General features: G+C 66.6%; 25 protein-coding genes and 2 tRNA genes. 14 read left to right on the forward strand and 13 right to left on the reverse strand.

What is annotated here, in order from left to right; translation table 11 throughout:
* The first annotated feature begins 28 nt into the window (after positions 1-28).
* Together murI and AC07PF_RS15420 are read left to right on the forward strand one after the other, a co-directional pair.
* Positions 29-907, forward strand: a complete 879-nt coding sequence (gene murI / locus AC07PF_RS15415) for a glutamate racemase (RefSeq protein WP_007856116.1) — start codon at positions 29-31, stop codon at positions 905-907.
* A gap of 47 nt (positions 908-954) precedes the next feature.
* Positions 955-1,617, forward strand: coding sequence for a TonB family protein (locus AC07PF_RS15420; RefSeq protein WP_494612468.1), 663 nt, complete (start codon positions 955-957; stop codon positions 1,615-1,617).
* Between the two features lie 8 nt (positions 1,618-1,625).
* Here AC07PF_RS15420 and AC07PF_RS15425 read toward each other — a convergent pair whose 3' ends face one another.
* The 4 genes from AC07PF_RS15425 to AC07PF_RS15440 form a co-directional block, all read right to left on the reverse strand.
* On the reverse strand, positions 1,626-2,162 hold the full coding sequence (locus AC07PF_RS15425) for a M48 metallopeptidase family protein (protein ID WP_494612469.1): 537 nt from the start codon (positions 2,160-2,162) through the stop codon (positions 1,626-1,628).
* A 58-nt stretch (positions 2,163-2,220) separates the two neighbouring features.
* Positions 2,221-2,865 (reverse strand): DUF6806 family protein, encoded by a 645-nt coding sequence (locus tag AC07PF_RS15430; protein WP_035204089.1) that lies wholly within the window; start codon positions 2,863-2,865, stop codon positions 2,221-2,223.
* A 488-nt stretch (positions 2,866-3,353) separates the two neighbouring features.
* Positions 3,354-3,446, reverse strand: a tRNA-Leu gene (locus tag AC07PF_RS15435).
* 165 nt (positions 3,447-3,611) lie between these two features.
* Positions 3,612-3,687: transfer RNA gene (locus AC07PF_RS15440), tRNA-Gly, on the reverse strand.
* A gap of 583 nt (positions 3,688-4,270) precedes the next feature.
* Here AC07PF_RS15440 and AC07PF_RS15445 point away from each other — a divergent pair.
* The gene (locus tag AC07PF_RS15445; RefSeq protein WP_494612470.1) at positions 4,271-5,764 is read left to right on the forward strand and encodes an ABC transporter substrate-binding protein; all 1,494 of its coding nucleotides are present in this window, start codon (positions 4,271-4,273) and stop codon (positions 5,762-5,764) included.
* A 102-nt stretch (positions 5,765-5,866) separates the two neighbouring features.
* Here AC07PF_RS15445 and AC07PF_RS15450 read toward each other — a convergent pair whose 3' ends face one another.
* Positions 5,867-7,843: a helix-turn-helix domain-containing protein gene (locus tag AC07PF_RS15450; RefSeq protein WP_494612471.1), complete on the reverse strand. Its 1,977-nt coding sequence runs from the start codon at positions 7,841-7,843 to the stop codon at positions 5,867-5,869.
* A 306-nt stretch (positions 7,844-8,149) separates the two neighbouring features.
* Between AC07PF_RS15450 and AC07PF_RS15455 the strand changes: the two genes are divergently transcribed.
* The 9 genes from AC07PF_RS15455 to AC07PF_RS15495 all read left to right on the forward strand — a co-directional run bounded on the left by AC07PF_RS15455 (position 8,150) and on the right by AC07PF_RS15495 (position 17,946).
* Positions 8,150-8,941 carry an SDR family oxidoreductase gene (locus AC07PF_RS15455; RefSeq protein WP_494612472.1) on the forward strand — a complete coding sequence of 264 codons (792 nt, stop codon included), beginning with the start codon at positions 8,150-8,152 and terminating at the stop codon, positions 8,939-8,941.
* 43 nt (positions 8,942-8,984) lie between these two features.
* Positions 8,985-10,235 carry a branched-chain amino acid ABC transporter substrate-binding protein gene (locus tag AC07PF_RS15460; RefSeq protein WP_007856067.1) on the forward strand — a complete coding sequence of 417 codons (1,251 nt, stop codon included), beginning with the start codon at positions 8,985-8,987 and terminating at the stop codon, positions 10,233-10,235.
* A gap of 133 nt (positions 10,236-10,368) precedes the next feature.
* Positions 10,369-11,310: a branched-chain amino acid ABC transporter permease gene (locus AC07PF_RS15465; RefSeq protein ID WP_494612473.1), complete on the forward strand. Its 942-nt coding sequence runs from the start codon at positions 10,369-10,371 to the stop codon at positions 11,308-11,310.
* A gap of 4 nt (positions 11,311-11,314) precedes the next feature.
* Positions 11,315-12,640, forward strand: a complete 1,326-nt coding sequence (locus AC07PF_RS15470) for a branched-chain amino acid ABC transporter permease (protein ID WP_494612474.1) — start codon at positions 11,315-11,317, stop codon at positions 12,638-12,640.
* Positions 12,637-13,392, forward strand: coding sequence for an ABC transporter ATP-binding protein (locus AC07PF_RS15475; RefSeq protein ID WP_007856064.1), 756 nt, complete (start codon positions 12,637-12,639; stop codon positions 13,390-13,392). Before AC07PF_RS15470 ends, AC07PF_RS15475 begins: the two co-directional genes overlap by 4 nt.
* Entirely contained in the window at positions 13,389-14,108 is a 720-nt protein-coding gene (locus AC07PF_RS15480; protein ID WP_494612475.1) for an ABC transporter ATP-binding protein, read from the forward strand. The genes AC07PF_RS15475 and AC07PF_RS15480 overlap by 4 nt, the downstream gene beginning before the upstream one ends.
* 65 nt (positions 14,109-14,173) lie before the next feature.
* Entirely contained in the window at positions 14,174-15,115 is a 942-nt protein-coding gene (gene kce / locus AC07PF_RS15485; RefSeq protein ID WP_494612476.1) for a 3,5-dioxohexanoate:acetyl-CoA acetone transferase, read from the forward strand.
* 55 nt (positions 15,116-15,170) lie between these two features.
* Entirely contained in the window at positions 15,171-16,079 is a 909-nt protein-coding gene (locus AC07PF_RS15490) for an SDR family NAD(P)-dependent oxidoreductase (protein WP_494612477.1), read from the forward strand.
* Positions 16,080-16,239: 160 nt separating this feature from the next.
* Complete coding sequence (locus AC07PF_RS15495; RefSeq protein WP_494612478.1) at positions 16,240-17,946, forward strand: tannase/feruloyl esterase family alpha/beta hydrolase; 1,707 nt, start codon at positions 16,240-16,242, stop codon at positions 17,944-17,946.
* A 24-nt stretch (positions 17,947-17,970) separates the two neighbouring features.
* On the opposite strand, the gene AC07PF_RS15500 is transcribed toward AC07PF_RS15495, so the two are convergent.
* The 8 genes from AC07PF_RS15500 to AC07PF_RS15535 form a co-directional block, all read right to left on the reverse strand.
* On the reverse strand, positions 17,971-18,303 hold the full coding sequence (locus AC07PF_RS15500) for a YciI family protein (RefSeq protein ID WP_007856059.1): 333 nt from the start codon (positions 18,301-18,303) through the stop codon (positions 17,971-17,973).
* A 40-nt stretch (positions 18,304-18,343) separates the two neighbouring features.
* Positions 18,344-18,781 (reverse strand): nuclear transport factor 2 family protein, encoded by a 438-nt coding sequence (locus tag AC07PF_RS15505; RefSeq protein WP_494612479.1) that lies wholly within the window; start codon positions 18,779-18,781, stop codon positions 18,344-18,346.
* The gene (locus AC07PF_RS15510; RefSeq protein WP_007856057.1) at positions 18,778-19,329 is read right to left on the reverse strand and encodes an NADPH-dependent FMN reductase; all 552 of its coding nucleotides are present in this window, start codon (positions 19,327-19,329) and stop codon (positions 18,778-18,780) included. Before AC07PF_RS15510 ends, AC07PF_RS15505 begins: the two co-directional genes overlap by 4 nt.
* 63 nt (positions 19,330-19,392) lie before the next feature.
* Positions 19,393-20,382 (reverse strand): Bug family tripartite tricarboxylate transporter substrate binding protein, encoded by a 990-nt coding sequence (locus AC07PF_RS15515; RefSeq protein WP_494612480.1) that lies wholly within the window; start codon positions 20,380-20,382, stop codon positions 19,393-19,395.
* A gap of 105 nt (positions 20,383-20,487) precedes the next feature.
* Positions 20,488-21,075, reverse strand: a complete 588-nt coding sequence (locus AC07PF_RS15520; protein WP_494612481.1) for a VOC family protein — start codon at positions 21,073-21,075, stop codon at positions 20,488-20,490.
* Positions 21,076-21,094: 19 nt separating this feature from the next.
* The gene (locus tag AC07PF_RS15525; RefSeq protein ID WP_494612482.1) at positions 21,095-21,934 is read right to left on the reverse strand and encodes a fumarylacetoacetate hydrolase family protein; all 840 of its coding nucleotides are present in this window, start codon (positions 21,932-21,934) and stop codon (positions 21,095-21,097) included.
* 227 nt (positions 21,935-22,161) lie between these two features.
* Positions 22,162-22,911, reverse strand: coding sequence for a hypothetical protein (locus tag AC07PF_RS15530; protein WP_494612483.1), 750 nt, complete (start codon positions 22,909-22,911; stop codon positions 22,162-22,164).
* Positions 22,912-23,055: 144 nt separating this feature from the next.
* A complete protein-coding gene (locus AC07PF_RS15535; RefSeq protein ID WP_494612484.1) occupies positions 23,056-23,571 on the reverse strand; it encodes a DUF1697 domain-containing protein in 516 nt (171 codons plus the stop codon).
* A gap of 265 nt (positions 23,572-23,836) precedes the next feature.
* Here AC07PF_RS15535 and AC07PF_RS15540 point away from each other — a divergent pair, with 265 nt between their 5' ends.
* Both AC07PF_RS15540 and AC07PF_RS15545 read left to right on the forward strand, forming a co-directional pair.
* Positions 23,837-24,628, forward strand: coding sequence for a GntR family transcriptional regulator (locus tag AC07PF_RS15540; protein ID WP_494612485.1), 792 nt, complete (start codon positions 23,837-23,839; stop codon positions 24,626-24,628).
* Entirely contained in the window at positions 24,625-26,364 is a 1,740-nt protein-coding gene (locus AC07PF_RS15545; RefSeq protein WP_494612486.1) for a fumarate reductase/succinate dehydrogenase flavoprotein subunit, read from the forward strand. Before AC07PF_RS15540 ends, AC07PF_RS15545 begins: the two co-directional genes overlap by 4 nt.
* The last annotated feature ends 14 nt before the right edge of the window (positions 26,365-26,378 follow it).

Raw genomic sequence — 26,378 nt, forward strand, 5'->3', positions numbered from 1 at the left:
CATTGCACGACCTCTCCCTCCTGCGCCCATGACCTCCCCGAATTCCCAGCCCATTGGTGTGTTTGACAGCGGCGTGGGTGGCCTGAGCGTGCTGCGGGCCCTGCGCGCCGAGCTGCCGCACGAGCGCTTCGTCTACCTGGCCGACAGCGCGCATGCCCCCTACGGCGAGCGCGGCGATGCCTATGTGGGTGCGCGCACGCATGCCATCACCCGCCACCTGCTGGAGCAGCATGGCATCAAGGCGCTGGTGGTGGCCTGCAACACGGCCACGGCGGCGGCCATCCACGAGGTGCGCAGCCGCTACCCGGCGCTGCCGCTGGTGGGGCTGGAGCCGGCCATCAAGCCCGCCCTGGCCGCCACCCGCACCGGGCGCGTGGGCGTGATCGGCACGCGCGGCACCTTGACCAGCGCCAAGTTCGGCAAGCTGCTGGCCAGCCTGCAGGGCGCCACCGAGTTCGTGGTGCAGCCCTGCGACGGCCTGGCCCATGCCATCGAGCGCAGCGTGGACCAACCGGTGCCCACCAGCCCCCAGGGCACCGAGACCTGGGAGCTGTGCGAACGCTACATCCAGGCCATGGGTGCCTTTGGCACTGGCGCAGGCGAGATGGACACCCTGGTGCTGGGCTGCACGCACTACATCTTTGCCGAGCGCGACCTGCGCACGCTGGTGGGCCCCGCGGTGCGCTTCATCGAGACCGGCGAGCCCGTGGCGCGCCAGACGCGGCGGCTGCTCGAAGGGGCCGGCCTGCTGGCCGGGCCGGGCGTGGCGCCAGCACCGCTGCAACTGCTCACCACCGGCGGCTTGCCCCAGTTGCAGGCCGCCGCGCAGCGCTGGCTGGACGTGCCCGCCGGCCGCTGCGAGACCGTGGCGATCGCCTCGGAAACCACGGAACACAGCGCGCTCTGATCCGGCATGCAGCCGGATTTCCCAGCCTTCCATTGACGATGACCACCATGCGAATCCGGCCCCTCATGGCCCTGGTATGCGCCCTGGCCGCCGCTTGCGCGGCCGCGCAGCCGGCCCCTGCCACGCCCCCCTCTCCGTCTTCTTCTGCATCGCCCGCAGAGCAGGCCGCGCAGATTGCCGAGCTGGAAAAAGCCCAGCGCGAAATGCTGCGCGACCTCAAGCGCCAGCTGGCGGAGATGCCGGAGACCGTGCGCAAGCAGCGGCTGCGTGCCCGCATTGCCGAGATCGAAGGCCGCGCCAACCCGCCCCGGGACCTGTACATCTCGCCCGGCGCCAACATGAGCGCGCCTATGAAGACCTACTACGCGCGCATGAAGCGGCGCATCGAAGACTGCGGCACGCGCCATTTCCCGAGCAAGGACGGGAACCGGCTCTACGGCCAGGGCGTGGTGGGCGTTACCCTGGCCAACGACGGCGCGGTGATCCAGGCCGATGTGCTGCAGTCATCGCAAGACCGCGCGCTGGACGAGCACATGCTCAAGGTCGTGCAGGCCTCGGCCCCCTTCGGCACGCCCCCGGCCAGGCCCATGGCCGATGGTTCGCAGCGCTACCGCAGGCTGGTCGTGATCACCGGCTTCGATTTCAACCGCGACGATGGCAAACCGGCACCCGAGCCCGTGCCGGCCCAGGAGCGCTGCAAGTGGGAATGAACTAACAGTCAGGCCGGCCCGCCACCCCAGAGCCGCTCGCCTGTGTGCTCCACATGCGTGAGGTACAGGCGCAGGTCGAACTCGTAATGGTGGTACTGCGGCTCCATGTGCTGGCACAGCTGGTAGAAGGCCTTGCCGTGGTCTTTCTCGCGCAGGTGCGCGAGTTCGTGCACGACGATCATGCGCAGGAACTCGTCGGGCCCCTGCTTGAACATCGCGGCAATGCGGATCTCGTGCTTGGTCGCCAGCCGGTTTCCTTGCACGCGTGACACCGTGGTGTGCAGGCCCAGGGCATGCCGCACCACGTGGATCTTGTTGTCGAACAGCACCTTGTTGATGGTGCCCGCATTGCGCAGGTGGCGGTTTTTCAGCTCCTGCGCATAGTCGTACAGCGCCTTGTCGCTGCGCACGGCATGGGCAGCGGGGTATTTCTTCTGCAACGCCACGCCCAGGCGGCCCTGGGCGAGCAGCTCGCGGGCCTGCTGCTGCAAGGGTGCGGGGTAGGACTGCAGGTAGGGCAGCAGTGCGGGGGCAATCGTCGTCATGCGTCACGCTCCCTGCATCCTCGGAAGGCCCGTGGATGCAGGGGAGATGCAGGATCGATCAGTGCAGGTGGCGCGGACGGCGGCCACCGCCACCATGGCCGCTGCCGCCAGAACCGCCGCCACCCGGGCCGCGCGGTGGCTTGCCGATCTCCAGCGAATTCACCAGGGCGTCGAAACGCTGGCTGAACAGCTTGTCGATCTCGGCCACCACGCCACCGAGCTCGGCGCCGTCGAAGTGGCGCTCCATCATGTTCACCACGTCCTGCACCAGCAGGTCGCGCTGCACCTGCATGATGGCTGCGGGCGTGGGGCCCACGAAGAGCATCAGGAAGTCGTCGCGCGACTCGGCACCCTCGCCACCGTCGTCGTCCTCTTCGTCGAAGTCCGCGTCGTAGAACGTGACCTCGATCGCCGCGCCCAGTTCGGAGAGCTCGTTGAGGCTCATGCACATCTCGTCGAGCGACTGGCGGAAATCCTCGTCGCCGCGCACCGTCCAGCACATCTGGAGCAGATGCTCCTGGGCGTCGAACTTGATGCCGGGCTCTTCCTCGTAGGCGCTGGCAGCGCCATCGGCCAGCGAACGCGCGCCAGCGTATTTCCACAAGGGCTTCAGGGCCTCCTGGATCTGTTCGAAGCTGGCATCGGCGCGCAGCTGGACCTGGCCATGGACGTGGATTTCGAAGGGTGCGTTGTAACTTGACATGATTTTCGAATAGTAATGGTGCCCGAAGCCGGGATCGGCAAGCCCCATGCCTACTGGCTTGCCCTGGATTCTTGGGAAAAATGGGGGCGTTGACTACGCTGGCGCATCCTTTCAGCCCCACGATAGCGCTATTTTCTCATGGCGCCAAGCGCATCAGGCGATGTGCTCGACGCAGGCGCTCTGCACCAAGGTGGGTAGAAATTCGCCGCGGTTCTTTGGTATCTTGCTGCACACCGTTGCCAATCACCCGACAAAGAACTCTTGCGGCGCGTACAGCGGTTCGAGCGCTTCATGGTCAGGGAAGACGGTCGCGTGCTGTTCGAGGCCCTGGAGCCCGCAGGTGACTTCGTGTACATATGGCCTGTGTGGTGCGGCAAGCCAATGTGACGGGGAGAGGCCTTCTGGCCATCACCGACCAAAGCAAGTCCGTTGATTTCAACCGAATTTCCCCATTGCAGGGAAGATCAGAGCGATTGAAATTTGTGTGTTGGTGCCCCGAGCCGGGGTCGAACCGGCACGCCCCTTTTCAGGAAAGCGGCGGATTTTAAGTCCGCAGTGTCTACCAATTTCACCATCGGGGCGCCGGCTGCCAGCGGGGTGCGTACGCGGTACGGACCTGCGCTGCAGCGTAGCGTGGGCCGTGCGGGTGTGCAATGCCCTGTCGCATCCGGTCACAAAGCCGTCCCTCACGGGTGCGCATTGCAACGCCAAGAAAAAAGGGAAGCCTAAGCTTCCCTTTTTGAATCTGGAGCGGGAAAAGAGTCTCGAACTCTCGACCTCAACCTTGGCAAGGTTGCGCTCTACCAACTGAGCTATTCCCGCATTTCACTGAACTACTGTCGTTACCGTCAGTCTGCATCAGCAAGACTCAAATTATAGCGCCATTTTTTGGGCTTGCAAACTTCGGCACCAAAATTTTTTGCATCCGACCTGCGCAGGCCTGCCCGGAGCCTCGCTCACGGTACAGGCCGCAGGTCGGCAGCCTGCCCGATCCGCCCTGCACCGCACGGAAAAAAGCCCGTATGGAGGCGGGCTTGAACTCGTGATGGTCACGAGGGAGGAAGCCGCTGGTGCTGCGGCGCTTCCATGCTACTACGGAACCGGGGCGCGGTGTAGGCAATGCGCCCCCGGCCGGATCGCCACGCCGGCAAGGGGCACAACGGTTCTTCTTCTTAGACCCATTCCGAGGAAGCAAAGGTGGAAAACCTGCGTTCCGCCACGGCGCTCCAGGGGCAACCGATCGCCATGGGCCCGCATGCGCGCTCACGGACGATTCGGTCATAAGCATCTGGTTGCACGGCGCCCCGCCCCTCGCAGATGATGCGGCGCACTTGCGTGCCCTTGCACTCCGTGTGCAGCGGCGCATTCCCGACATCGAACGTCCCCTCTTCCCCAGGAATCCAACTTGTTGAAACGCCGTACCTTGCTGGCCAGTGGCGCCGCAGCCGCCGCAACCCCACTGGCCGTGCCCCGCGCATTTGCGCAGAAGAAGAAAGACAGCCTCGTGATCGGCCTGACGCTGGAGCCCACAGGGCTCGATCCGACCGCCAAGGCGGGCGCGGAGATCGCCGAAGTGGTGCTCTACAACATCTTCGAGACACTCACCAAGATCCAGTCCGACGGCAGCGTCAAGCCCCTGCTGGCCGAGAGCTGGGAGGTGTCGCCCGATCTGAAGACCACCACCTTCAGGCTGCGCAAGGGCATCAGGTTCCACAATGGAGAGCCCTTCAATGCGCAGGCCGTGAAGTTCTCGTTCGACCGCGCGGGCGGCGAGAAGAGCACCAACAAGGACCGGCGCCTCTTCAGCGGCCTCACGACGCGCGTGGTCGACGAGCACACCGTGGTCGTGCTCAACAAGGACATCGAGCCCGACCTGCTGTTCCTGCTGGGGCAAGCCACGGCCATCATCGTCGAGCCCAAGACCGCAGACACCAACGAAACCCGGCCCGTGGGCACGGGCCCCTACCAGTTGGGCGCCTGGAACAAGGGCTCGCTGATCGCGCTGACCAAATGGGCGGGCTGGCGCGACGCCAACGCAGTGCAGATCCCGCGCGTGACCTTCCGCTTCATCTCCGAGCCGGCCGCGCAGACCACCTCCCTGCTGGCGGGTGACGTGGACCTGTTTCCGCACGCGTCCGTATCGCGCACCCTGCCGCAGTTCGAGCGGGACAAGCGCTTCCAGGTGGTCTTCAATGCCTCGCGCGGCAAGACCATCCTGGCCCTCAACAACGCCAGGAAGCCGCTGGACGATGTCCGCGTGCGCCGGGCCATTGCATCGGCCATCGACCGCAAGGCCGTCATCTCCGCTGCCGTGGATGGCCGTGGCGTACCGATCGGAAGCCACTATGTGCCCGGCGCGCCCGGCTACGTGGACACCACGGGCGTAAACCCCTTCGACATCGAGAAGGCCAAGCGCCTGCTGGCGGAAGCCGGCGTCAAGACGCCGCTGGAACTGAGCTTCGTGCTGCCCCCACCGCCCTACGCGCGCCAGGGCGGCGAGCTGATCGCGGCCCAGCTCGCCAAGATCGGGATCATCGCCAAGATCCAGAACGTCGAGTGGGCCCAGTGGATCAGCGGAACCTATGGCCAGAAGAACTACGACCTCACCCTGATCCTGCATGTCGAGCCCTTCGACCTGGTGAACTACACCAAGCCCGAGTACTACTGGGGCTACCAGTCGGCCAAGTTCAACGAGATCTTCGAGAAGACGAAGAACAGCCTGCGCACGGCGGACCGCCAGCGCTACCTGGGCGACGCCCAGCGGCTGCTGGCCGAGGACGCGGTGCACACCTACCTCTACCAGCCGCAGTTCATCACCGTGGCGGCGCGCAACCTGCGCGGGCTGTGGAAGGACGCGCCGATCTTTGCCAACGATCTCTCGGCACTGTCCTGGGGCTGAGGGGCCGCCAGCCCGCGTGCTCGCTCACCACCATCGCACCGGCTTGCGGCAGGTGCGGTGCTCGCCCTGCGGTGAAGCCCTGCCCTGCACTGCCCGCGCAGGTCAGGCCTGCGTGCGCCCACTGAGGACCCAGAGCCTCAAGGACACATGGATCTCCAGCGCACGCAGCGCGTTGCCCCAGTGCCCGGCCAGTCCTTCCGCGGTCGCCAGCCTCTGCCGGATGGTGTTCACATGGATGCCCAGCCGCTCGGCTGCGGCCTTGGCGTTCTGGTTGCAATCAAAGTAGGCCAGCAGCGTGGCCACCAGCTCCGAGCCCCGCTTTTCGTCATAGGCGACGAGGGCGCCGATGGTGCTCTGGAGATAGGCATGCAGGCTTGCCTGGTCATGCGTCTCGAACAGCGTGGAGTACAGCGCCATCTCGTTCTGGCCGATGATCACTCCGCGCATACCCACGCGGGCCATCACCGGAAGCGCACGGCGCAGCGACGAGTGGAGTGCGGGGATCTCCGAAGGCTGCGCGATGGGGCGAGAGACCACGCCAAGGAAGCTCGCCCCGAAATGCTGCCGGGCCGCGCTGTCGATGGTGCGCCGGACATCGTCCGCGCGGGTCGTGGCACACAGCACGGTCAGCACGCCATCGATTTCATCGAAGAGGATGTGCGGCAGCACCTGCGCGGAGCGCAGCCACCGTGCCAGGTACCCGGTCTCGGGGGCGCGTGTTTCCAGCAACAGCAGGGACGTGGGCCGCGACAGGTCCACCCCGAACCGCCCGGCACGGTCGCCGAGCAGGTGAAGGTCGTCCTGGCGGGGTGACAGCAGGCTGCGCAGCAGGCTGGACAGATCACGGCTTTGCGAGGCCTCGGCGCGCTCTCGCGACAGCAGCACGATGCCCACGATGCTCGCGCATCGCTCATACGTGCGTATCGCCACTTCATCCAGCGCCGCCCCGCTGAACAGCAGCATCGTTCCGAGTACATCGTTGCCACCGATCACCGTGATGAGGCGGCAGGTCTCGCCCAGCGCTTCGTAGGCCACCACCGAGCGACCGATGCGGCGGCTGTCACCCAGCGCACGTGACAGAGCGTCGCTGTGCTCTCCATGGGGTCGGTACGCACCGGCACCCTGGCCCTGGTAGCCCTCGGCTGCGCCCCGACCGATGGTCTGGCCGACCTCGTCGAGCACCAGCACCTCGCCCTCCATGATCTGCGCGACCGACTGGCAGATGGTGGCCAGCGTGGCGCCCTTGGCCAGCAGCGTGGTCATCTGGTCATGCGCCTCGGCCGCAGCCTGCACGCTCAGGGCATGTCGCTCCAGTTGCGCATGGGCCATCTCGGCACTGCGCAGCGCCGCATGGGTCTGCTCGAACGCCATGGCGTTCTTGATGGCCACCGCCGCATGCGTCGCCAGGGTGCTGAGGATGGAGATGTTGTGCGCGGTATGCGTCCGGTGGTACCGGTCGGCCACGAAGAGCAGGCCGATGACCTCGTCCTCCCACAGCAGCGGCACCCCGACCACCGCGGCAATGCCCTCCTCCCGAAACGTCACGTCCAGCTGCGGATCGTGGGGGAAGCGGGTGTCATGCAGGTAGTCGGCGGTAGTGAAGGGCAGCCGGGTCTGGACCACGACGCTCACGATGCCCAGGTCGCGCCCCGCCAGCATCTCACCGGTGCCGCGCGACAACGCGCCATCGGCCGTCAGCACGTGAAAGGCGTCCAGGCCCGCGTCGTAGGCCGACAGCCAAGCCACCTGCGACCCCAGGAGCCGGCGGGCACGCGACACCACCGTGGCCAGCAGCTCGGGCAGGTCCAGGCGGCTGGAGAGGTCGCGCGCGGACTCGATGACGGCCAGCATCCCGCTCTCGCGCTGGTGCTGCACGTCCAGGCGGTTGCGAATGGCCATCGCCATGCGCACCAGCTCCAGAAGGTCTGGCTTGCGGGCCGTTGCGTCGGGAAGCGACTCCACGCGCGCCAGGCAGGCCGCAAGCTCCTCGGAGGAGCCGGCGCGGTGCAGCAGCTGGATCAGCTCCTCACTGATGCGCTCGCTCGCATCGGTCTCGACAAGGTCTGCGGCACGGGTCATGCGCGGGTTCTCCAACGGGCTGGACAAAAGCGTGTGGCGCGCACCGATTGGCGCCAGCAAGCCTTGAGTGTGGGCCTTCGGCGAACCACCCGCAGCGCTTTTTCATGGCGATCGCGGGTTTCTACCAAGTGGTTCGCGCACATTCACCCCATGCCGTGAATGTGCGCAACCCACATAGATATCTCCCCCGCATTCCAGGACAGTTCGGTCACCAGGCGGGCAACACCAGCCCGTCCCCACCAACCACTTCGCCGCAGCCAGCAGGCGCTGGGCGGCAATCACCGCAATGCAACCGCTTCCTGTCCTATGAGCATCCTGAATTCTCTGGTCCCAGCACCGGGCCTGCGCGTACTGGTGACCGCCGGCGCCAGCGGCATCGGGGCAGCCGTCGCCCGCGCTTTCAGCGAAGCCGGCGCGCATGTACACATCTGCGACATTGATCGCTCCGCCATCGACCGGCTGGTCACGGACATGCCAGGCATCACCGCCAGCGTCGCCGATGCATCGGTCGAACGCGATGTGGACCTGGTCTTCGAGGACATGCTGGGCAGCATGGGCGGGCTGGACGTGCTGGTCAACAACGCAGGCATCGCCGGCCCCACGGGTCCCATCGAAGACCTCAGCGCCCACCAGTGGGAGCGCACGGTGGACGTGAACCTGAACAGCCAGTTCCTCTTCGCGCGGCGCGCCGTGCCGCTGCTGCGCAAGTCCACCCACAGCCCCGGCATCGTCGCCATGAGCTCGGTGGCAGGACGCCTGGGCTATGCCCTGCGCACGCCCTATGCCTCGACCAAGTGGGCCGTGGTGGGCCTGATGAAGTCGCTGGCCATCGAGCTCGGCCCTGCGGGGGTGCGCGTCAACGCCATCTTGCCCGGCACCGTCGAGGGCGAGCGCATGGAGGGGGTGATTGCAGCCAGAGCCTCCAGCGCCGGGATCAGCGTGGATGCGATGCGCGAGGAATACCTGCGCAAGATTTCGCTGCGCCGCATGGTCACACCGCAGGACGTGGCGGCCACCGCCCTGTTCCTGAGCTCGCCTGCGGCCCGCAACATCACCGGCCAGGCGATCAGCGTGGACGGAAATCTCGAGTACCTGTAAGGCACCTGCTGCCGGTACGCCCATATCAACAAAAGGAGACCGTATGAAGATGATCAACCACACCCTCGGCGCTGCCGCCATTGCCGCGGCCGGCGTGTTGGCCAGCGGCACCGCATCCGCACAGAACGTCAAGATCGGCGTGATCGAGACGCTCTCGGGTCCGCAGGCAGCTTCGGGCCTGATGTACCGGACGGCGGCCCGCTATGCCGTGGACCGCATCAATGCCCTGGGCGGCTGGAACGGCCAGCCCGTCCAGCTGGTGGAGTACGACAACCAGGGTGGCCCCACCGGCGCAGCCGACAAGCTCAAGACCGCGATTTCCGATGGCGTGCACCTCATCGTGCAGGGGGCCTCGTCCGCCGTGGGCGGGCAGCTCACCGAGGACGTGCGCAAGCACAACCTGCGCAACCCGGGCAAGGAGATCGTCTACCTGAACGTCGGGGCCGAGGCGCTCGAACTCACCGGAGAAAAGTGCCACTTCCACCATTTCCGGTTCAGCGGCAACGCCCAGGTGCGCACCAAGGCACTCGTGCAGGCGATGAAGTCGGCAGGCGCCCTGGGCAGCCGTGTCTATGCGATCAACCAGAACTACTCCTGGGGCCAGGACATGGAGAAGGCCACGGTCGACAACGCAGCGCCGGGCGGCTACGAAGTGGTCGAGAAAACACTGCACGACGTCAACCGCATCCAGGACTTTGCCCCCTATGTGGCCAAGATCGGGGCGGCCAAGGCCGACACCGTGATCACGGGCAACTGGTCCAACGACCTGCTGCTGTTGATGAAGGCCACGCGCGCCGCCGGCCTCAAGACACGCTTTGGCACCATCTTCCTGGACCAGCCAGGCAACATCGCCAATGCCGGGGACCTGGCCGTCGGCCACTTCATCGCGCACACCTTCAATGCCGAGGCCGGCGGGGCCGAAGGTGAGAAGTTCGTCAACGACTACCGCACCAGGACCGGCAGCGCGCCTGTAGCCACCGACCCGCAGACCGTGTTCGGTCTGCTGATGGTGGGCGATGCCCTGGGCCGCGTGAAACCCGAAGGTGGCAAGTTCAACGTGAACGCCTTCGCTCGCGCACTGGAGACCACGAAGATCTCGACACCGAACGGCGAGATCAGCATGCGTGCGGACGACCACCAGGCCCTGCTGCCCCTGGTCGTTTCCACGGTCTCCAAGGAGGCCCGCTACAAGGTGGACAACACCGACATGGGCTTCAAGCCGGTGAAGCTGTTCTCGGCCCAGGAAGCGGCTACGCCGGCCCAGGCCAGCTGCAAGATGCAACGCCCCTCCTGATAGGCCGGCGCCCCGGAGCGGGCGCCCCTTCCCTCTTCGCTCTTTTCGTCCCACGAGCCCCCCGGCGGGCTGCCCCACGGCCCGCTGCAGGGTAGCGCTCGTCCGCCTTTTTCCTCGCGAACCACACACTCCTATGGACACCTTCATCGTTTCGTTGCTGAACGGAACCATCTACGGCCTGCTGCTGTTCATGGTCTCTGCCGGCCTCACGCTCATCTTCGGGATGATGGGCGTGCTCAACTTCGCGCACGCATCGTTCTACATGCTGGGTGCGTACTTTGCCTACGCCCTCACCGACGTACTGGGCTTCGCCCTGGCCCTAGTTGCAGCCACCGTACTGGTCGGACTGGTGGGCGTGGGGGTGGAGAAGTACTTTCTGCGCCGCGTGCACCACCACGGCCATGCCCATGAGCTGCTGCTCACTTTCGGCCTGTCCTTCATCATCGCCGAGCTGATCAAGCTGTTCTTCGGCAATTTCCCGGTCAACTACCGCCTTCCCCACGGGCTGGACTTCGCGGCGTTCTCCATCGGCGCGGCCAGCTATCCCGCCTACCGGGTGTTCATGGGGGCGGTGGCGGTGGCCATGTTCGTGGTGATCTACCTGCTGCTCACACGCACCCGGGTGGGCATCGTCGTGCGCTCGGCCATCTACCGGCCGCGCATGGCCGAAGCGCTGGGGCACAACGTTCCCCTGGTGTTCATGGGTGTGTTCGGCGTGGGGGCGGCCCTGGCCGGCCTGGCCGGCGCGGTGGCCGGCGCCTTCTACACCACCAATCCCAACATGGCCCTGGAGCTGGGCGTGATGGTCTTCGTGGTGGTGGTGGTGGGCGGCCTGGGCTCGCTCGAGGGCGCCATGCTGGCCTCGCTTCTCATCGGCGCCATCACCTCGCTCGCGGTGGCCATCGATGCCAGCCTGGCCGACCTGCTGGCGGTGTTCGGCGTCCGCGGCTGGGCCGAGGGCGTGGGCGGGCTGCTCACGCTCAAGCTTTCCAGCCTTGCCGCCACCCTGCCCTTCGCACTCATGCTGCTCGTGCTGCTGGTGCGCCCCTCCGGTCTCCTGGGTGAAAAGGCCTGATGCCATGACCACACGCCATCTCCTGCTTGGCAGCCTGTGCCTGGGCGCCGCCATCCTGGCGGGCCTGCCCTACCTGCTGTCCGCGGGCCTGCTCAATGCAGCCATCCAGATGCTGATCGCGGCGCTGTTCGCCTCGGCTTACAACGTGGTGTGCGGCCAGGCCGGCATGCTGTCGTTCGGCCACGCGGCCTACTTCGGCGTGGGTGCTTTCGCCACGGTCCACGCCATGAACGCCGTCGGGGGCGCCGGCATTGTCCCGACCCCGCTGCTGCCGCTGGCCGGCGCACTGGGGGGGCTGGCGGTGGGCGTGATCGCGGGCTGGTTCTCCACCCAGCGCACGGGCACCTACTTCGCCATGATCACTCTGGCGATCGCAGAACTGCTGCACTCCATCGCCCCGCACATCAAGGGTGTCTTCGGCGGCGAGGCCGGCGTTTCCAGCATGCGCATGCCCTCCTTGGGTCTCAGCTTCGGCTCCACCGCCGAGGTCTACTACCTGACGCTGGCCTGGGTGCTGCTCTCCCTGCTGCTGCTGTACCTGTACACCCGCACCCCCGTGGGCCGGCTGGCCCTGGGCCTGCGCGAGAACCGCCACCGGCTGGCCTTCCTGGGCTACGACGTGCACCGGCTCAGCGTTCTGGTGTTCACGGTGTCGGCCATGTTCTCGGGCATCGCGGGCGGCCTGCAGGTCATCAACAACGAAGCGGCGAACTACGTGCTGTTCGAGAGCACGCTCTCGGCGGCGGCCGTGCTCAACACCTATATCGGTGGCGTGGGCACCTTCCTCGGGCCGGCGCTGGGAGCAGCACTGATGACGTTCTTCGGCTACGCGGTGTCGGACCTGACCCAGTCCTGGCTGCTCTACCAGGGCATTGTCTTCGTGGTGGTCATGATGTTCATGCCGCAGGGGCTGGCAGGGCTCGCGAGCGGATCGGTGTTGCTGTGGCGCAGGGCCGGCCCGTTGCGGCTCGCGCCCGTGGTCGCGCTCTTCACAGCTGCGACTGTCCTGCTTGGCAGTGGCACGGCCTTCGTGGTGGAGATGCTTCGCCGCGTGTTCTCACGCGACTACCGTGCCTCGCTCGGCACCGATCCCTCGGCGCCCTGGCCAGCCATCCCGCTCTTCGGCGTGGATTGGGTGCCCCTGGCCTTGACCACCTGGCTGGTGCCGCTCGCGCTGCTGCTCGCAGGAATTGCGCTCGCCTTCGTCGCCAGCAGGCAGCTGCGGACGCTGCAGGACGAGCGCCAGGGCGGCGACAGCCCCGCTGCATCGCCCGCGACCCCGGCCACCGCACCTTCCACCATCACCACCCGCACACAGGAGCCCGCATGACCGACTCCATTCTCTCCCTTCGGGGCCTCAAGAAGTCCTTCGGCCCGACCGAGATCATCCGGGGCGTGGACCTGGACCTGCGGCCCCGAGAGCGCCATGCCCTCATCGGCCCCAACGGCGCGGGCAAATCCACCTTGTTCCATCTGATCTCGGGCAACCTCACACCGACCTCGGGCGAGATCGTGTTCGACGGCGCGCAGATCCAGGGCAAGGCGCCCCAGGAGATCAATCGCCTGGGCCTGTCACGCTCGTTCCAGATCACCAACATCTTTCCCAAGCTGACGGTGTTCGAAAACCTGCGGCTGGCCGTCATGCGCTCGCATGGCCTGCAGTACACGTTCTGGAAATTCATCGACAGCGTCGTGCGCGTGCGCGAGCAGACCGAACACCTGCTGGAACGGGTGCGCCTGCAGTCACGCGCACGGATGATGGCGGCAGAACTCTCGTACTCGGAGCAGCGCTCTCTCGAGATCGCCATGACCCTGGCCTCGGACCCCCAGGTCATCCTGCTGGACGAGCCCATGGCGGGCATGTCCAACGAGGAAACCGACTACACCGCGCAGCTGATCTGCGAGGTGACCCAGGGCCGCGCGCTCTTCATCGTCGAGCACGACATGCAGGTGGTCTTCTCGATCAGCGACCGCATCAGCGTGCTGGTCTACGGCCAGGTCATCGCCACGGGCACCCCCGACGAGATCCGGGACAACGCCGCGGTGAAGGAAGCCTACCTCGGCGAGGAGGTGCTGGCATGAGCCCGGACGCAACGCTTTTGGGCGTGGACCAGCTGCATGCGCACTATGGCAAGAGCCACATCCTGCACGGCGTCTCGTTCGACGTGCGCCGCAATGAAGTGGTCAGCCTGCTGGGCCGCAACGGCTCGGGCCGCTCCACCACCATGAAGGCGCTGATGGGACTGGTGCCCCCCACTGCGGGCACCGTGCGCCTGCAGGGGCGCGACATCACGGGCCAGCGCCCATTCACCATCTGCCGCGCAGGCCTGGGCTACGTGCCTGAAGAGCGCGAGGTCTTCGGCAACCTGACCGTGGACGAAAACCTGCACATGGGTGAACAGCCCGCCGTGCCGGGCGCAGTGCAGTGGACGGTCGGGCAGATGTTCGACTACTTCCCGCGCCTGAAGGAGCGGCGCAACACCAAGGCGGCCAGCCTCTCGGGCGGTGAGCAGCAGATGCTGACGATCTGCCGGTCGCTGCTGGGAAATCCGCTGGTGCTGCTGGTCGACGAACCCACGGAGGGCCTGGCGCCCAAGATCGTCACCGCCGTGGGCGAGTGCATCCGCGACATGCACCGGCGCGGTGTCTCGGTCGTGCTGGTTGAGCAGAAGCTGGCCATTGCCCTGAAGGTGTCCACGCGCGTCTGCGTGATGGGACATGGCCGCATCGTCTTCGAAGGCACGCCCGCAGAGCTGTCGTCCGACGCGCAGTTGCTGGCCGACTGGCTGGCCGTGTGAGCGCGCCCTGCGCCCCCTGTTTCCTTTCCCCACCTCTCCTTGCGACCCGTTATCCGAGCAACGCCATGGACAACCACCTGAACAAAGTCATCATCTCCTGCGCCGTGACAGGCTCGGTGCACACACCCAGCATGTCCCCCTACCTGCCGCTGACACCCGATGAGATCGCCCGGCAAGCCATCGACGCCGCCGAAGCTGGGGCGGCCATCCTGCACCTGCATGCGCGCAACCCCGCCGACGGCAGCCCCACCGCCGACCCCGCCGTGTTCGCGCAGTTCGTGCCGCGCATCAAGGCCGCCACGGATGCGGTCATCAACATCACCACCGGAGGCAGCACGCGCATGACGCTGCAGGAGCGGCTGGCCTATCCGCTGCTCGCCCAGCCGGAGATGTGCTCGCTCAACATGGGCTCCATGAACTTCTCGATCCACCCCGCAGCGCGCAAGATCTCCGAGTGGCGCCATGGCTGGGAAAAGCCCTACATCGAGGGCATGGAAGACCTGATCTTTCGCAACACGTTCCGCGACATCAAGCACATCCTGAAGGTGCTGGGCGAGGACTGCGGCACCCGCTTCGAATTCGAGTGCTATGACGTGGGCCACCTGCACAACCTGGCCCACTTTGTGGACGAAGGGCTGGTGAAGGGGCCTTTGTTCATCCAGGCCATCTTCGGCATCCTGGGTGGGCTGGGGCCCGACCCGGAGAACCTGTACGTGATGAAGTCCACGGCCGACCGGCTGTTCGGCCGCAACGGCTACCGCTTCTCGGTGCTGGGCGCCGGGCGCCACCAGATGCCGCTGCTCACCATCGGGGCGGCCATGGGCGGCAACGTACGGGTGGGGCTGGAGGACAGCCTGTACCTGGGCAAGGGGCAACTGGCCACCTCCTGCGCGGACCAGGTGCACAAGATCCGGCGCATCCTGCAGGAGCTGTCCCTGGAAGTGGCCAGCCCCGCCGAGGCGCGGACCATGCTCGGCCTCAAAGGCGCGAGCGCGACGGCCATCTGAGCCCGTGCGCCCCTGAAGAAACCTGATTCATCTGAACGAAGCGAGAGGAACATCAATGAGCAAGCTGTTGCACAACAAAGTGGCCATCGTGACCGGAGCCGGCGGTGGCCTGGGGCGCTCGCACGCGCTGGAACTGGCGCGCCATGGCGCACGCGTGGTCGTCAACGACCTGGGTGCCGAGCGCACCGGCTCCCCGGCCCAGCGCGTGGTCGCGGAGATCCTGCAGTCCGGGGGCGAGGCCATGGTGGACGGCGCCGATGTGACCCAGCCGGAGCAGGTGCAGGCCATGGTCGACAAGGCGGCCGGCCTGTGGGGGCGGATCGACATTCTGGTGAACAACGCGGGCATCCTGCGCGACAAGTCGTTCGCCAAGATGTCGCTGGACGACTTTCGCCTGGTGGTGGAAGTGCACCTCATGGGGGCCGTGCACTGCACCCGCGCGGTGTGGGAGCTCATGCGGGCGCAAGACCATGGCCGCATCGTCATGACGACCTCGTCTTCGGGGCTGTACGGCAACTTCGGGCAGGCCAACTACGGCGCGGCAAAGATGGCGCTGGTCGGCCTCATGCAGACGCTTGCGCTGGAGGGGGAACGCCACGGCATCCGGGTCAACTGCCTGGCGCCCAGCGCCGCCACCGGGATGACGCATGGCGTGCTGCCGCAGGACGCATTGGACAGCCTGGCGCCCGAACGGGTCAGCCCGGGGCTGATCGCGCTGGTGGCCGACGATGCGCCCACCCGCATGATCCTGCTGGCAGGCGCCGGCAGCTTCGAAAGCGCCCACATCACCATGACCCAAGGCATCCATGTCAGCGGCGGCCCCGACGCCGCCGAGCTAGTGCGCAGCAGGCTGCCGCAGGTGCAGTCCCGTGCGCAGGAAATGGTCCCCGCCTCGGGATGGGAGCAGTACCGGCACGAACTCGCCAAGGCGGGCTTGCAAACGCAGGTCGCCACCGCTGTCTGACGGCGGCCCGGCGCCCGACACCGTGGGCAGCGCACATGCGCCGGGCATCCCAGGTGTCTGGCGCGCACATTGCCCTGGCTGTCTGGCCCATCGAGACTCGTCTCGGGCGGCGGCCCTAGGCGCTGCCCGGCATTCCATCCAAAAACACAAGGAGACAAGCATGAGACAGTTCTATGCGCTCAATACCCCCGGACGGTGGGCTGTGCTGGCCCTCGCCAGCGCGGCGGTGATTGCCTGCGGCGGCAATGGCTCGGCGGACGCTGCGCCGGCACCCCTGGCCTGCGACAAGCTGGCGGGGCTGGCCATCCCGGCATCCGCCATCCACCTGCCCACATCGGGCGGCAGCGTGCTCACCGCCACTCCAGTCGAAGCGAGCGGCAGCGGCGTCGCCACGGTACCGGCCCATTGCCTGGTCACCGCACGCATCGGCCCTGTCGACGCCGCGGCACCCGACATCCGCTTGAATGTCGCGCTGCCCATGGCCTGGAACAACAAGGCCATGATGTTTGGCGGCGGCGGCTTCAACGGCTCGGTTCCCAACGTGCGGGGCAATGTCTCCAACGGCCCCCTGGACCAGCCGACACCTCTGGGCCGCGGCTACACCACGTTCGCCAGTGACTCGGGCCACCAGGCCAACGCCTACGGATCGCAGGACGGGACCTGGGGCCTGAACGACGAAGCCGTGCGCAATTTTGGCGGCGATGCGCTGAAGAAGACGCGCGACGCGGCCATGCACATCGTCAAGGCGCGCTACGCCGCCCATCCACAGAAATCGTACTTTGCAGGGGGCTCCACGGGCGGCCGCGAAGCGCTCGCCGCCATCCAGCGCTGGCCAGCCGACTGGGACGGTGCCATTGCCTGGTACCCGGCGTGGAACGACGCGGCGGCACTGCTGGGTGGGCATCGCAGCAACATCGCCCTGGCCCAGCCGGGCGCCTACCCCAATGTGCCCAAGCGGGCACTCGTCTACAAGGCCGCCATGGAGGCCTGCGACGCGCTCGACGGCATCCAGGACGGGCTGATCAGCAACCAGAAGCAATGCAATGCCAGCTTCGACCCGGTGCTGGCCACGGCGGGCGGTGCGCCACTGCGCTGCGCAGGTGGCGCCGATACCGGTGACAACTGCCTGTCCGACGCGCAGATCCGCGCGCTCAAGGTGATGAACACCGACACGGTCTTCCATTTTCCGCTGGCCAGCGGCGAAACACGCTACCCGGGCTACAACGTCTGGGGGGCGGACCTGGGCATCGCGTCCAACCCGTCTCCCGTGCAACCCACGGTGACCTTCCTCGCGCTGGGCACCACCGCGCCGGCCATGCCCGTGCCCCGCACAGCCCCCTACATCAGCGTGCTGGTGGACCAGTGGATCAAGTACTCGGTGACGCGCGACGCCAGCTTCAACTCGCTGCTGCTGGACCCCGAGAACCCCGGCCCCTGGGGCCCCCGCATCAGCGAGCTCAGCCGCCAGCTGGACACCGCAACCGACATCTCGGCCTTCGCAGCGAAGGGAGGAAAACTCCTGCTGGCGCACGGCCTGGCCGACGTGCTGGTCAGTTCACGCGCCACGGAGGACTACTACCGCCGTCTTCAGAGCCAGATGGGCCCGGAGCGCGTGCGCAGCTTCGCTCGCTACTACGAGGTCCCCGGCCTCGGGCATGCGGTGAGCACGGCCTTCAATGCCACCTGGGACTCGCTGACGGCCCTGGAGCGCTGGGTCGAGGGCGGCACCGCCCCCGGCAACCAGATCACCACCGACGCCACAGGGGTCCCCGGGCGGACCCGGCCCCTTTGCGACCATCCCCTGTGGCCAAAGTACAAAGGCACGGGCGACGTGAATCTGGCCGCTTCGTTTGCCTGCGCAGAGTAGCCGCCTGCCATCAAGAGGGGCGTGTCAGCGCGCGAACGCGGTGATGCGCCCCAGATCACGCGGCGGAGCGCCCGCCTTCTGCGGCCACACATTGAGAAACGGGTGGATGGAAACCTGTCCGTAGACGCCCTGCTGCGTGTAAGGCTCGTCGCGCAGCCAGGCGTCCAGCGCTTCGCGGTCCGGGAAATCGGCGACGACCAGGCTGCCGATCATGGTGACGCCATCCTCGGCGAATATCGGGCCTGCAAGCGCCAGCTGGTCTGCCACCTTGGCGACCTGGGCCTTGTGCTGGGGCCGCAGCGCCGCCCGGCGTTCCGACTGGTTGGGCGCATCGGTGCAGTAAAGCATGAACAGCATGTCTGTGGTCACTCCATGGGAAACGGAACGCAGGGGTGGGTCAGGGCTTCATCGCCATCTCGATGCGGCGTTCGGCAATGCGCCAGCCGGCTGGCGTGCGCCGATACCGGTCGCGGTAGATCACGACAGACGGCGCACCTGCTGCCGTGGCGGCTGCACCTGCCTCGCCCGCCACCCCGCTGAAGAACAGCACATAGCAAAAGCCGGTGGCTTCGTCGTGCGATGCCCGCTCCACGCGGATGTTGGTGCACAGATGGCAGGTCGCCACCGTGGCCGGCCGCGCATCCAGGAAGCGCTTCAGCTCGGCACGGCCGCACATCCGCGTGCCCATGCGGTCGAGCACCCCATCCTCGGTGAACAGGTCGAGCCACGCGCCGTACCGGCGCGCATCGATGTGGTTGGCGAAGTCAATGCACAGGCGTGTGCAGGCCGCCTCGTCGAGCGCGTCTGCCGCGGCCACAGGGGGATGGGTGTTCATGGGACCAACCTGGCGGCGAATGCCGAAAACCGCTGCATGTAGGCAGCCAGAAACACCCGCGTGTCCTCGACGGCAATGTCCCCGGCCGCGTCGATCAATCCTGGCTTGAAAGACACATAGGCCTCTCCGCCCAGCACGCTGGAGCCCAGGATGCCGAGGATCTGGCGCAGGTGCTGCTGCCCGACAGCGGTGCCGATGGCACCCGGCGACGTGCCCGTCATGGCCACCGGCTTGTCGCGCCACACGTTGCGATCCATCGGCTTGGAACCCCAGTCGATGGCATTCTTGAGCACTGCGGGCAGCGACCGGTTGAACTCCGGCATCACGAACAAAAAGGCATCGGCCCGCGCACACTCGCGTGTGAAGTGGTTCACCGCTTCGGGCCGGTTGGCCTCCAGGTCACCGTTGTACATCGGCAGCTCGTCGAGCGCGACATGGCGAAACCGGAGGTTCTCCGGGGCGAGGCGCACGAGCGCGTCGGCCAGCTTGCGGTTGATGGATTCGCGGCGCAGACTGCCCACGAGGATGGCGACGTCGATGGCTTGCATGGATTTCCTGAAATGGTTGAGGGGTGGTGCGGCAGCACGGGCGTCAGCCGGTGCGGGCGTGCTTCATTCGACCTTGCCGATCTTGCGGATGATGTCCCTGGCCTGCTGGATCTCGGCAGACCAGTACTGCTGGAACTCCGGCCCATCCAGGTAGGTGACCATGCCGCCGCTCTTGCTGTAGGTGTCGGCGAAGGTCGCGTCGGCGGCGGCCCCGCGCAGTGCCTGTTGCAGGCGCCGAACGACCTCGGGCGGGGTCTGCGAGGGCGCAAAGACGCCAAGCCAGTTGACATAGTCGATGCGCAGGCCCGCCTCTGCCAACGACGCGGGAACAGGGGCCCGTGTCCACCGCTCCGTGCCGTAGCTCGCAAGGTAGCGGAGCTTGCCGGACTCCACCTGCGCGGAGATCAGCGAGCGGCTGAACACCGCGAAATCCACCTGGCCGCCCAGCAGGGAGGTGATCATGGGCGCGCCACCGGTATAGGGAATGTGGTTGAACCTGGCGCCGGCCGCATCGGCCAGGATGGCGGCGGGAATGTGGCTCGGACCGTAGTTCCCGCTGGAGGCGTAGGTGACTTCACCGGGCTTCGCCTTGGCCGCCGCGATCAATTCGGCCGCCGAGCGGTAGGGACTGTCGGCACGGACTACGATGGCCACCGGGTCCGATGTGATGCGCGCCACGGGAAGCAGTTGCTCGAGCGTGAACGGCGGCGTCTGCCGGTTCAAGATCGCCTGCTCGGGCAGGGTGGCCAGGGTCGAGAAGGTGAACAGCAGCGTGTAGCCGTCGGCCTTGCTGTTGGCCACGGCCGTGGCACCGATGGCACCGCCAGCGCCCGCCCGGTTGGAGATCACCACGGGTTGGCCCAGGCTGCGCTGCAGCGCGGGCTGGAAAGCCCGCAGTGCCGTATCGGCAGCACCACCGGCGGCAAAAGGCACGACAAGGGTGATCGGGCGCGAAGGATAGGTGTCCTGCGCCAGCGCAGGGGCCGAACAGGCCGCCATGCCGGCGAACAGGACGACCCGGCACAGGGCCGATGCCAATGGAAGGGGCTTCACGGGAGTCCAGTCAGTGGCGCAGTGCGCCCTCGGCCACCGCTGCCCCGGCAAGACCGCAGGGGCGTGGCAGCGAAAGAAGAGAAAAGAGAGATCGGTGGCTCGGCGTCAGCCCATCAGCGATCCGCGGATGTCCGACACCGGGAGCTGCACACGCCGGGGCAGAAAGTCGGATGCCGGCGCTCCCGCGCGCAGCTTTGCCAGGAGTTCCTCGGGGTCGAACTCGACGCCAATCGGATTGGTCTCGAAATGCGGCCCATCCATGAAGGCATTGGCCGCATCGTTGTCGTCAAAGCAATCGGCCTGGAACTCCATCTGGTTGCCGTCGGGGTCCGCGTAGTACAGCGAGATGGTGATCCCATGGTGGATGCACCAGTAGGGCATCACACCTTTGCCCTTGAGCTCCTCGTACTTGTCCAGCAGCTCGGTCAGATCGCGGTAGCCGTAGGCGACGTGGTCCATGCCGGGCTGGCCACGTGGAGAGCGCGCACCGGACTCGCCCTCGCCCTTGATGATCCCCAGGTTGAGCAGCGCAACGCGGTGGTGTTCGTGGTCGTAGGTGACGAAGGCGATCACCGGGCTCTGGTACTGCACCTCGCCGTTGAACACGGCGACATACCAGTCGAGCATGCGCTGGAACTGGTAGGTTCGGTAGACGACATGCGCGAAGCTCTGCGGGCGAATTGGGGTGGACATGGTGTGCATTGCTCCTGGTTCAGATGACACGCTGGCGCTGGGTGCCGAGGGGCCCTGCGCTCAGGGTCATCACGTCGCCGCGCTGGAGAAACACCGGTTCCGGTTTCGTCCCCAGCCCCACTCCTTCCGGCGTGCCGGTGATCACCACATCGCCTGGCAACAAGGTCATGAACTGGCTGAGGTGGGAGACGATCTCGGCCACGGAGAAGATCATGTCCGCCGTGCTGCTGCGCTGGCGCACCTGGCCGTTGACCTGCAGCTCCAGCGGGATGCCCTGCAGGCCCTCCAGCTCGTCCGGGGTCACCAGCCAGGGCCCGATCGGGCCGAAGCCGTCGAAGCTCTTGCCCTTGCTCCAGGTGCCCCCGCGCTTTGTCTGCCAGTCGCGTTCCGACACATCGTTGGCGAGGCAGTATCCGGCGACATGCTCCAGTGCCCTGTCGACCGGGACCTGGCGCGCGGTGCGGCCGATCACGAGACCGAGTTCGATCTCCCAGTCACCGGTCTCGGCACCCGGGGGCAGCGTGACGTCGTCGTCGGGCCCGGACAGCGAAGTGATCGCCTTCGAAAAAATCACCGGCTCCTTGGGGATCTCCATGCCCGCCTCGAGCGCGTGCTTTCGGTAGTTCAGCCCGATGGCGATGAACTGGCGTGTTCCGGCAACAGGCGTGCCGAATCGCGTGCCCCTGGGGACCAGGGGCATGCGCGCCAGGTCGATCGCAGCCAGGGCCTGCAGCTTCTCAGGTGCCAGCCAGTCGGGGGTGAAGTCGGCCACCAACAGCGACAGGTCGCGTGCCTGCCCATCGGCATCCAGGGCACCGGGTTTCTCCTGGCCTGCGGGGCCATGTCGTAGCAATTTCATGAATCGGTCTCTTGCAGAGCCTGTCGCAGCGAGCGACGTGGCGAATGCACGAAGTATGCGAAGGGACCGGTGCAGCCACCATCGAGAGATACCTTGGGTCAAATTGACGAAATGTCATCCGCCGCAGGCGCACGGCAGCCAGGCGACAGCATGCGTGTCGCGGGCCAGGCGCCCGCGCGGGAATGCACCGCCTGCAGCGAATGCCGCGGCGCAACCGGCCCGGTCTGCTAGTCAGCCTTCAGCGGCAACCACGCCTGCAGCTCGCCAGACTCCCACGCCTCAAGATGCTTTTGGGAAAACGCCACGGCACGATCGGCCAGCTCCGCCGAGGCACCCAGCGAGAGGAACAGCATGTGCTGTGCAGTCTCCATGTACCGCTGCAGGTCGGCAACACCGCGCCGGCAGGCCTGCACGGTGTTGGCGGAAGCGCCCAGCACGAACTCGGTGGCCGCTATCGCATCCTGGAAATGGAAATAGCCAGCCGCTTTGCCGTCCTCAAGATCGCGCAGGATGCTCTTGCCCAGCCGCGACTCGCACTGCCAGGTATCCAGCCGCACCACGAACGACGCCCACAGCGGGTCCTGCCAGGCACGGACCATGAACACGCGAAACCCCACGGCGGCACGCGCCCAGGGCTCCTTCAGGCAGCTGTGGAGCTGGTCGATGTCCCGCATCATCTGGTCCTGCGCCTGAAGGCCGGCCGCCAGACAGGCCTTGTCCAACGAGTCGAAGTAGGTATAGAACGTCCCGCGGGAGATTTTGGCCTCTCGCACGACATCCTCGATCACCGGGGCATCATCGCGGATCCGCACCATCACCCGCTGGGTAGCGGCCAGGATGCGCGCCCGCATTTCTTCCCGCCTTCTGCGCGCGGTCTCCACCCGGTGGTCCTTCGCGACTCCATCGGACGTCTGCGCTGCGAAATGGGAGGCAGGTAAAGGAGGCTGCTCGACGAGGCGCTTGTTCGATCTGGCCATGCCGGGAACCCTTGTGTGGAGCGACATCGCGGACCCAAAGCGTCTCCGGCCGACGTCAACACCGGTGGCACACTGGCCCTGCACCACGCCCTCGCGGACCTGGAGCCAGCGCAGCCGAGTTTATCGGTTCGCTCCACACCACCGCTAAGAGGCAGCGCACTTTCGCACCGTTTCCAGCGTTCTGGTCGTGATGGCCTTGCCGAATTTTCTCTCGAGGAGGGCCCCGAGCGCAGCGCCTTTCTCGTCGGGAACATAGGCTGAAAACACTTCCGTGTGCTCGAGCTTGAGGATGCGGGCGTGCGCTGGCCCTAGCGGAAGCGCGATCTCTGCGTCGCAGGGCTTGCGAAGAAAGGTAATGACCGGTTTCGCATTGGCGGAGAGCTTGAAATCCGCGAACGGCTCCCGCCCCAACAGCCGCCCAAGGAAGGAAGACGGACGGACAATGGTTTGAAAAATCCGTCCAAGGTGCGCCTCCATTGCGGCCTCTGCCGCGCCCTCCAGGACGGGAACGATGTCGGGCTTTGCAGAAAAGGCCACGTTTCCGCTGGACAGCAGGGTCTTCACATCGCAAAAGCCAGCCGCCTCGAAGCAGCGCTTGAGTTCTGGCATCTTGCAGTTCATGGGGCTGACGCCCCGCAGAAAAGCGACATAGCGTTCCACAGTCACTCCAGGTGTGGTTTGACAAAAGTCTACTGCCGCCTGAGAGAGAGACGTGTTCGGGGCGGATCACCCCGCGCGCATCAAGGCCGGTGCCACGGGTTTGGACAACCGGCATGGCGCGCGGGCCTGCGCGATGCCAATGCCGATGCGGGCCATCCGCACACTCAGCATTTTTCAAATATAGAAGCACGTTTTGGTTATTTAACCGAAGAAGCATCGCTGGCTAGCATCAGACCCAACCCAACTGGTCATAACAAGTCAGCCAATGTCTTCAGCCAAGGTCCTCGCACCGATCGCCTTTTCGCCCGTTCCCCTCTATACGCAGGTGCGCGAAACCTTGCGCGAGCGCATCCTCGATGGCACCTACGCACCCCATGCCCAGCTCCCCTCGGAGAGCGACATGGTGGCGCTGTTCCAGGTCAGCCGCATCACGGTGCGCCAGGCGCTGAGCGACCTGCAGCGCGAGAACCTGATCTTCAAGATCCCGGGCAAGGGCACCTTCGTCACCAAGCCCAAGGCCTTCCAGCACCTGGGCCAGCTTGAAGGCTTCGCCGAGGCCATGGTGCGCATGGGCTACGAAATCCGCAACCAGGTCACGAGCCACAAGACCGTGCCCGCCTCACCGCGCGTCGCCCAGCGCCTGGGTCTCACCGAGGGTTCGCCCGTGGCGCAGATCAAGCGCGTGCGCAACCTCAACCGGGCGCCCGTGTCCTATGAAGTGACCTATCTCCCGCACGCCATCGGCGAGCGCCTGCGCCAGGCGGACCTGGCCGGGCGCGACATCTTCCTGATCCTGGAGAACGACTACGGCATCGCGCTCGGCCACGCCGACCTGCAGATCGAGGCCATGCTGTCCGACGAAGTCCTGGCGCGGGCACTGAGCGTGCCCGAGGGCACGGCCGTGCTGCATGTGGAGCGCCTGACCCACACCGCCAATGGCACGCCGCTGGATTTCGAAGACCTGTACTTCCGCGGCGACGCCTTCCAGCACCGCCTGCGCATTGCGCGCACGCCGCCGGCCCCCGACCGCAACCACCCTGCAAAGGCCACCCCATGAACACCATTACCCGCACCGTGGACGTGCTGGTCATCGGCGGCGGCACGGCCGGCCCGATGGCCGCCGTCAAGGCCAAGGAGGCCAATCCCGCGCTCGAAGTGCTCTTGCTGGAGAAGGCGAACGTCAAGCGCAGCGGCGCCATCTCGATGGGGATGGACGGCCTGAACAATGCGGTGGTGCCGGGGTTCGCCACCCCCGAGCAGTATGTGAAGGAAATCACCACGGCCAACGACGGCATCGTCAACCAGAAGACGGTCATGGCCTATGCGCGCAACAGCTACGCGATGATCGAAGAGCTCGACCGCTGGGGCGTGAAGTTCGAGAAGGACGAGACCGGCGACTACGCGATGCGCAAGGTGCACCACATGGGCACCTACGTGCTGCCCATGCCCGAGGGCCACAACATCAAGAACGTGCTCTACCGGCGGCTCAAGCGCGCACGGGTGGAGATGACGCAGCGCCTGGTGGTCACGCGCCTGCTCACGGCGGCCGACGGCAGCATTGCCGGCGCCATGGCCTTCGACTGCCGCACGGCCGAGTTCCACGTGGTCCGCGCCAAGGCTGTGGTGCTGGCCACCGGCGCCGCCGGGCGGCTGGGGCTGCCGGCCTCGGGCTACCTCTTCGGCACCTACGAGAACCCGACCAATGCCGGCGACGGCTACAGCATGGCCTACCACGCGGGCGCCGAGCTCTCGGGCATCGAGTGCTTCCAGATCAACCCGCTGATCAAGGACTACAACGGCCCCGCCTGCGCCTACGTGACCGGCCCCTTCGGTGGCCACACCACCAACAACAAGGGCGATCGCTTCATCGAGTGCGACTACTGGAGCGGCCAGATGATGATGGAGTTCTACAACGAACTGCAGGGCGGCAACGGCCCCGTCTTCCTCAAGCTGAACCACCTGGCCGAGGAGACCATCGCCACCATCGAGCACATTCTGCACACCAACGAACGCCCGAGCCGGGGCCGCTTCCATGCCGGGCGCGGCACCGACTACCGCGCGCAGATGGTGGAGATGCACATCTCCGAGATCGGCCTGTGCAGCGGCCACTCGGCCTCGGGGGTGTGGGTGGACGAACACGCGCGCACCACCGTGGCGGGCCTGCATGCGGCAGGCGACCTGGCCTGCGTGCCGCACAACTACATGCTCGGCGCCTTCGTCTACGGCAGGCTCGCCGGGGAAAGCGCTGCGCGCCATTGCGCCGAGACCGAACTGCCCGCCCTCGATGCCGGGCAGGTCGCGCGCGAGCATGCGCGTGTCACTGCGCCCCTGCTGCGGGGCAGCGGCGGCCTGCCGCCCGCGCAGGTCGAATACAAGCTGCGCCGCATGGTCAACGACTACCTGCAGCCGCCCAAGGTGACACGCAAGATGGAGATCGGGCTGGCGCGTTTCGAGCAGATCCACGAGGACCTGGAACAGCTCAGCGCCCCCGGGCCGCATGAGCTGATGCGCGCCATGGAGGTGCACGCCATCCGCGACTGCGCCGAGATGGCCGCACGCGCCTCGCTGTACCGCACCGAGAGCCGCTGGGGTCTGTACCACCACCGCGTGGACTTCCCCGAGCGCAACGACCGCGACTGGTTCTGCCACACGCAGCTGCAAAAGCAGGGCGAGGCCATGGTGAGCTTCAAGCGGCCGATCGATCCCTACATCGTGCCGCTGGATGCCCACGAGATGTCGGCCTACCAGCACCTGCGCGTGCCCGCCACGGCGCGTGAAACGGCCGAGACCTGACCACCCCCAACACC

This window comes from Acidovorax sp. GW821-FHT10A04 (genome assembly GCF_059415825.1).

Excerpts from the sequence above, each read along its gene's own strand:
- murI (WP_007856116.1), top strand. The coding sequence starts at position 29 with ATGACCTCCCCGAATTCCCAGCCCATTGGTGTGTTTGACAGCGGCGTG.
- AC07PF_RS15420 (WP_494612468.1), top strand. The coding sequence starts at position 955 with ATGCGAATCCGGCCCCTCATGGCCCTGGTATGCGCCCTGGCCGCCGCT.
- AC07PF_RS15425 (WP_494612469.1), bottom strand. The coding sequence starts at position 2,162 with ATGACGACGATTGCCCCCGCACTGCTGCCCTACCTGCAGTCCTACCCC.
- AC07PF_RS15430 (WP_035204089.1), bottom strand. The coding sequence starts at position 2,865 with ATGTCAAGTTACAACGCACCCTTCGAAATCCACGTCCATGGCCAGGTC.
- AC07PF_RS15450 (WP_494612471.1), bottom strand. The coding sequence starts at position 7,843 with ATGACCCGTGCCGCAGACCTTGTCGAGACCGATGCGAGCGAGCGCATC.
- AC07PF_RS15455 (WP_494612472.1), top strand. The coding sequence starts at position 8,150 with ATGAGCATCCTGAATTCTCTGGTCCCAGCACCGGGCCTGCGCGTACTG.
- AC07PF_RS15460 (WP_007856067.1), top strand. The coding sequence starts at position 8,985 with ATGAAGATGATCAACCACACCCTCGGCGCTGCCGCCATTGCCGCGGCC.
- AC07PF_RS15465 (WP_494612473.1), top strand. The coding sequence starts at position 10,369 with ATGGACACCTTCATCGTTTCGTTGCTGAACGGAACCATCTACGGCCTG.
- AC07PF_RS15470 (WP_494612474.1), top strand. The coding sequence starts at position 11,315 with ATGACCACACGCCATCTCCTGCTTGGCAGCCTGTGCCTGGGCGCCGCC.
- AC07PF_RS15475 (WP_007856064.1), top strand. The coding sequence starts at position 12,637 with ATGACCGACTCCATTCTCTCCCTTCGGGGCCTCAAGAAGTCCTTCGGC.
- AC07PF_RS15480 (WP_494612475.1), top strand. The coding sequence starts at position 13,389 with ATGAGCCCGGACGCAACGCTTTTGGGCGTGGACCAGCTGCATGCGCAC.
- kce (WP_494612476.1), top strand. The coding sequence starts at position 14,174 with ATGGACAACCACCTGAACAAAGTCATCATCTCCTGCGCCGTGACAGGC.
- AC07PF_RS15490 (WP_494612477.1), top strand. The coding sequence starts at position 15,171 with ATGAGCAAGCTGTTGCACAACAAAGTGGCCATCGTGACCGGAGCCGGC.
- AC07PF_RS15495 (WP_494612478.1), top strand. The coding sequence starts at position 16,240 with ATGAGACAGTTCTATGCGCTCAATACCCCCGGACGGTGGGCTGTGCTG.
- AC07PF_RS15500 (WP_007856059.1), bottom strand. The coding sequence starts at position 18,303 with ATGCTGTTCATGCTTTACTGCACCGATGCGCCCAACCAGTCGGAACGC.
- AC07PF_RS15505 (WP_494612479.1), bottom strand. The coding sequence starts at position 18,781 with ATGAACACCCATCCCCCTGTGGCCGCGGCAGACGCGCTCGACGAGGCG.
- AC07PF_RS15510 (WP_007856057.1), bottom strand. The coding sequence starts at position 19,329 with ATGCAAGCCATCGACGTCGCCATCCTCGTGGGCAGTCTGCGCCGCGAA.
- AC07PF_RS15520 (WP_494612481.1), bottom strand. The coding sequence starts at position 21,075 with ATGTCCACCCCAATTCGCCCGCAGAGCTTCGCGCATGTCGTCTACCGA.
- AC07PF_RS15525 (WP_494612482.1), bottom strand. The coding sequence starts at position 21,934 with ATGAAATTGCTACGACATGGCCCCGCAGGCCAGGAGAAACCCGGTGCC.
- AC07PF_RS15530 (WP_494612483.1), bottom strand. The coding sequence starts at position 22,911 with ATGGCCAGATCGAACAAGCGCCTCGTCGAGCAGCCTCCTTTACCTGCC.
- AC07PF_RS15540 (WP_494612485.1), top strand. The coding sequence starts at position 23,837 with ATGTCTTCAGCCAAGGTCCTCGCACCGATCGCCTTTTCGCCCGTTCCC.
- AC07PF_RS15545 (WP_494612486.1), top strand. The coding sequence starts at position 24,625 with ATGAACACCATTACCCGCACCGTGGACGTGCTGGTCATCGGCGGCGGC.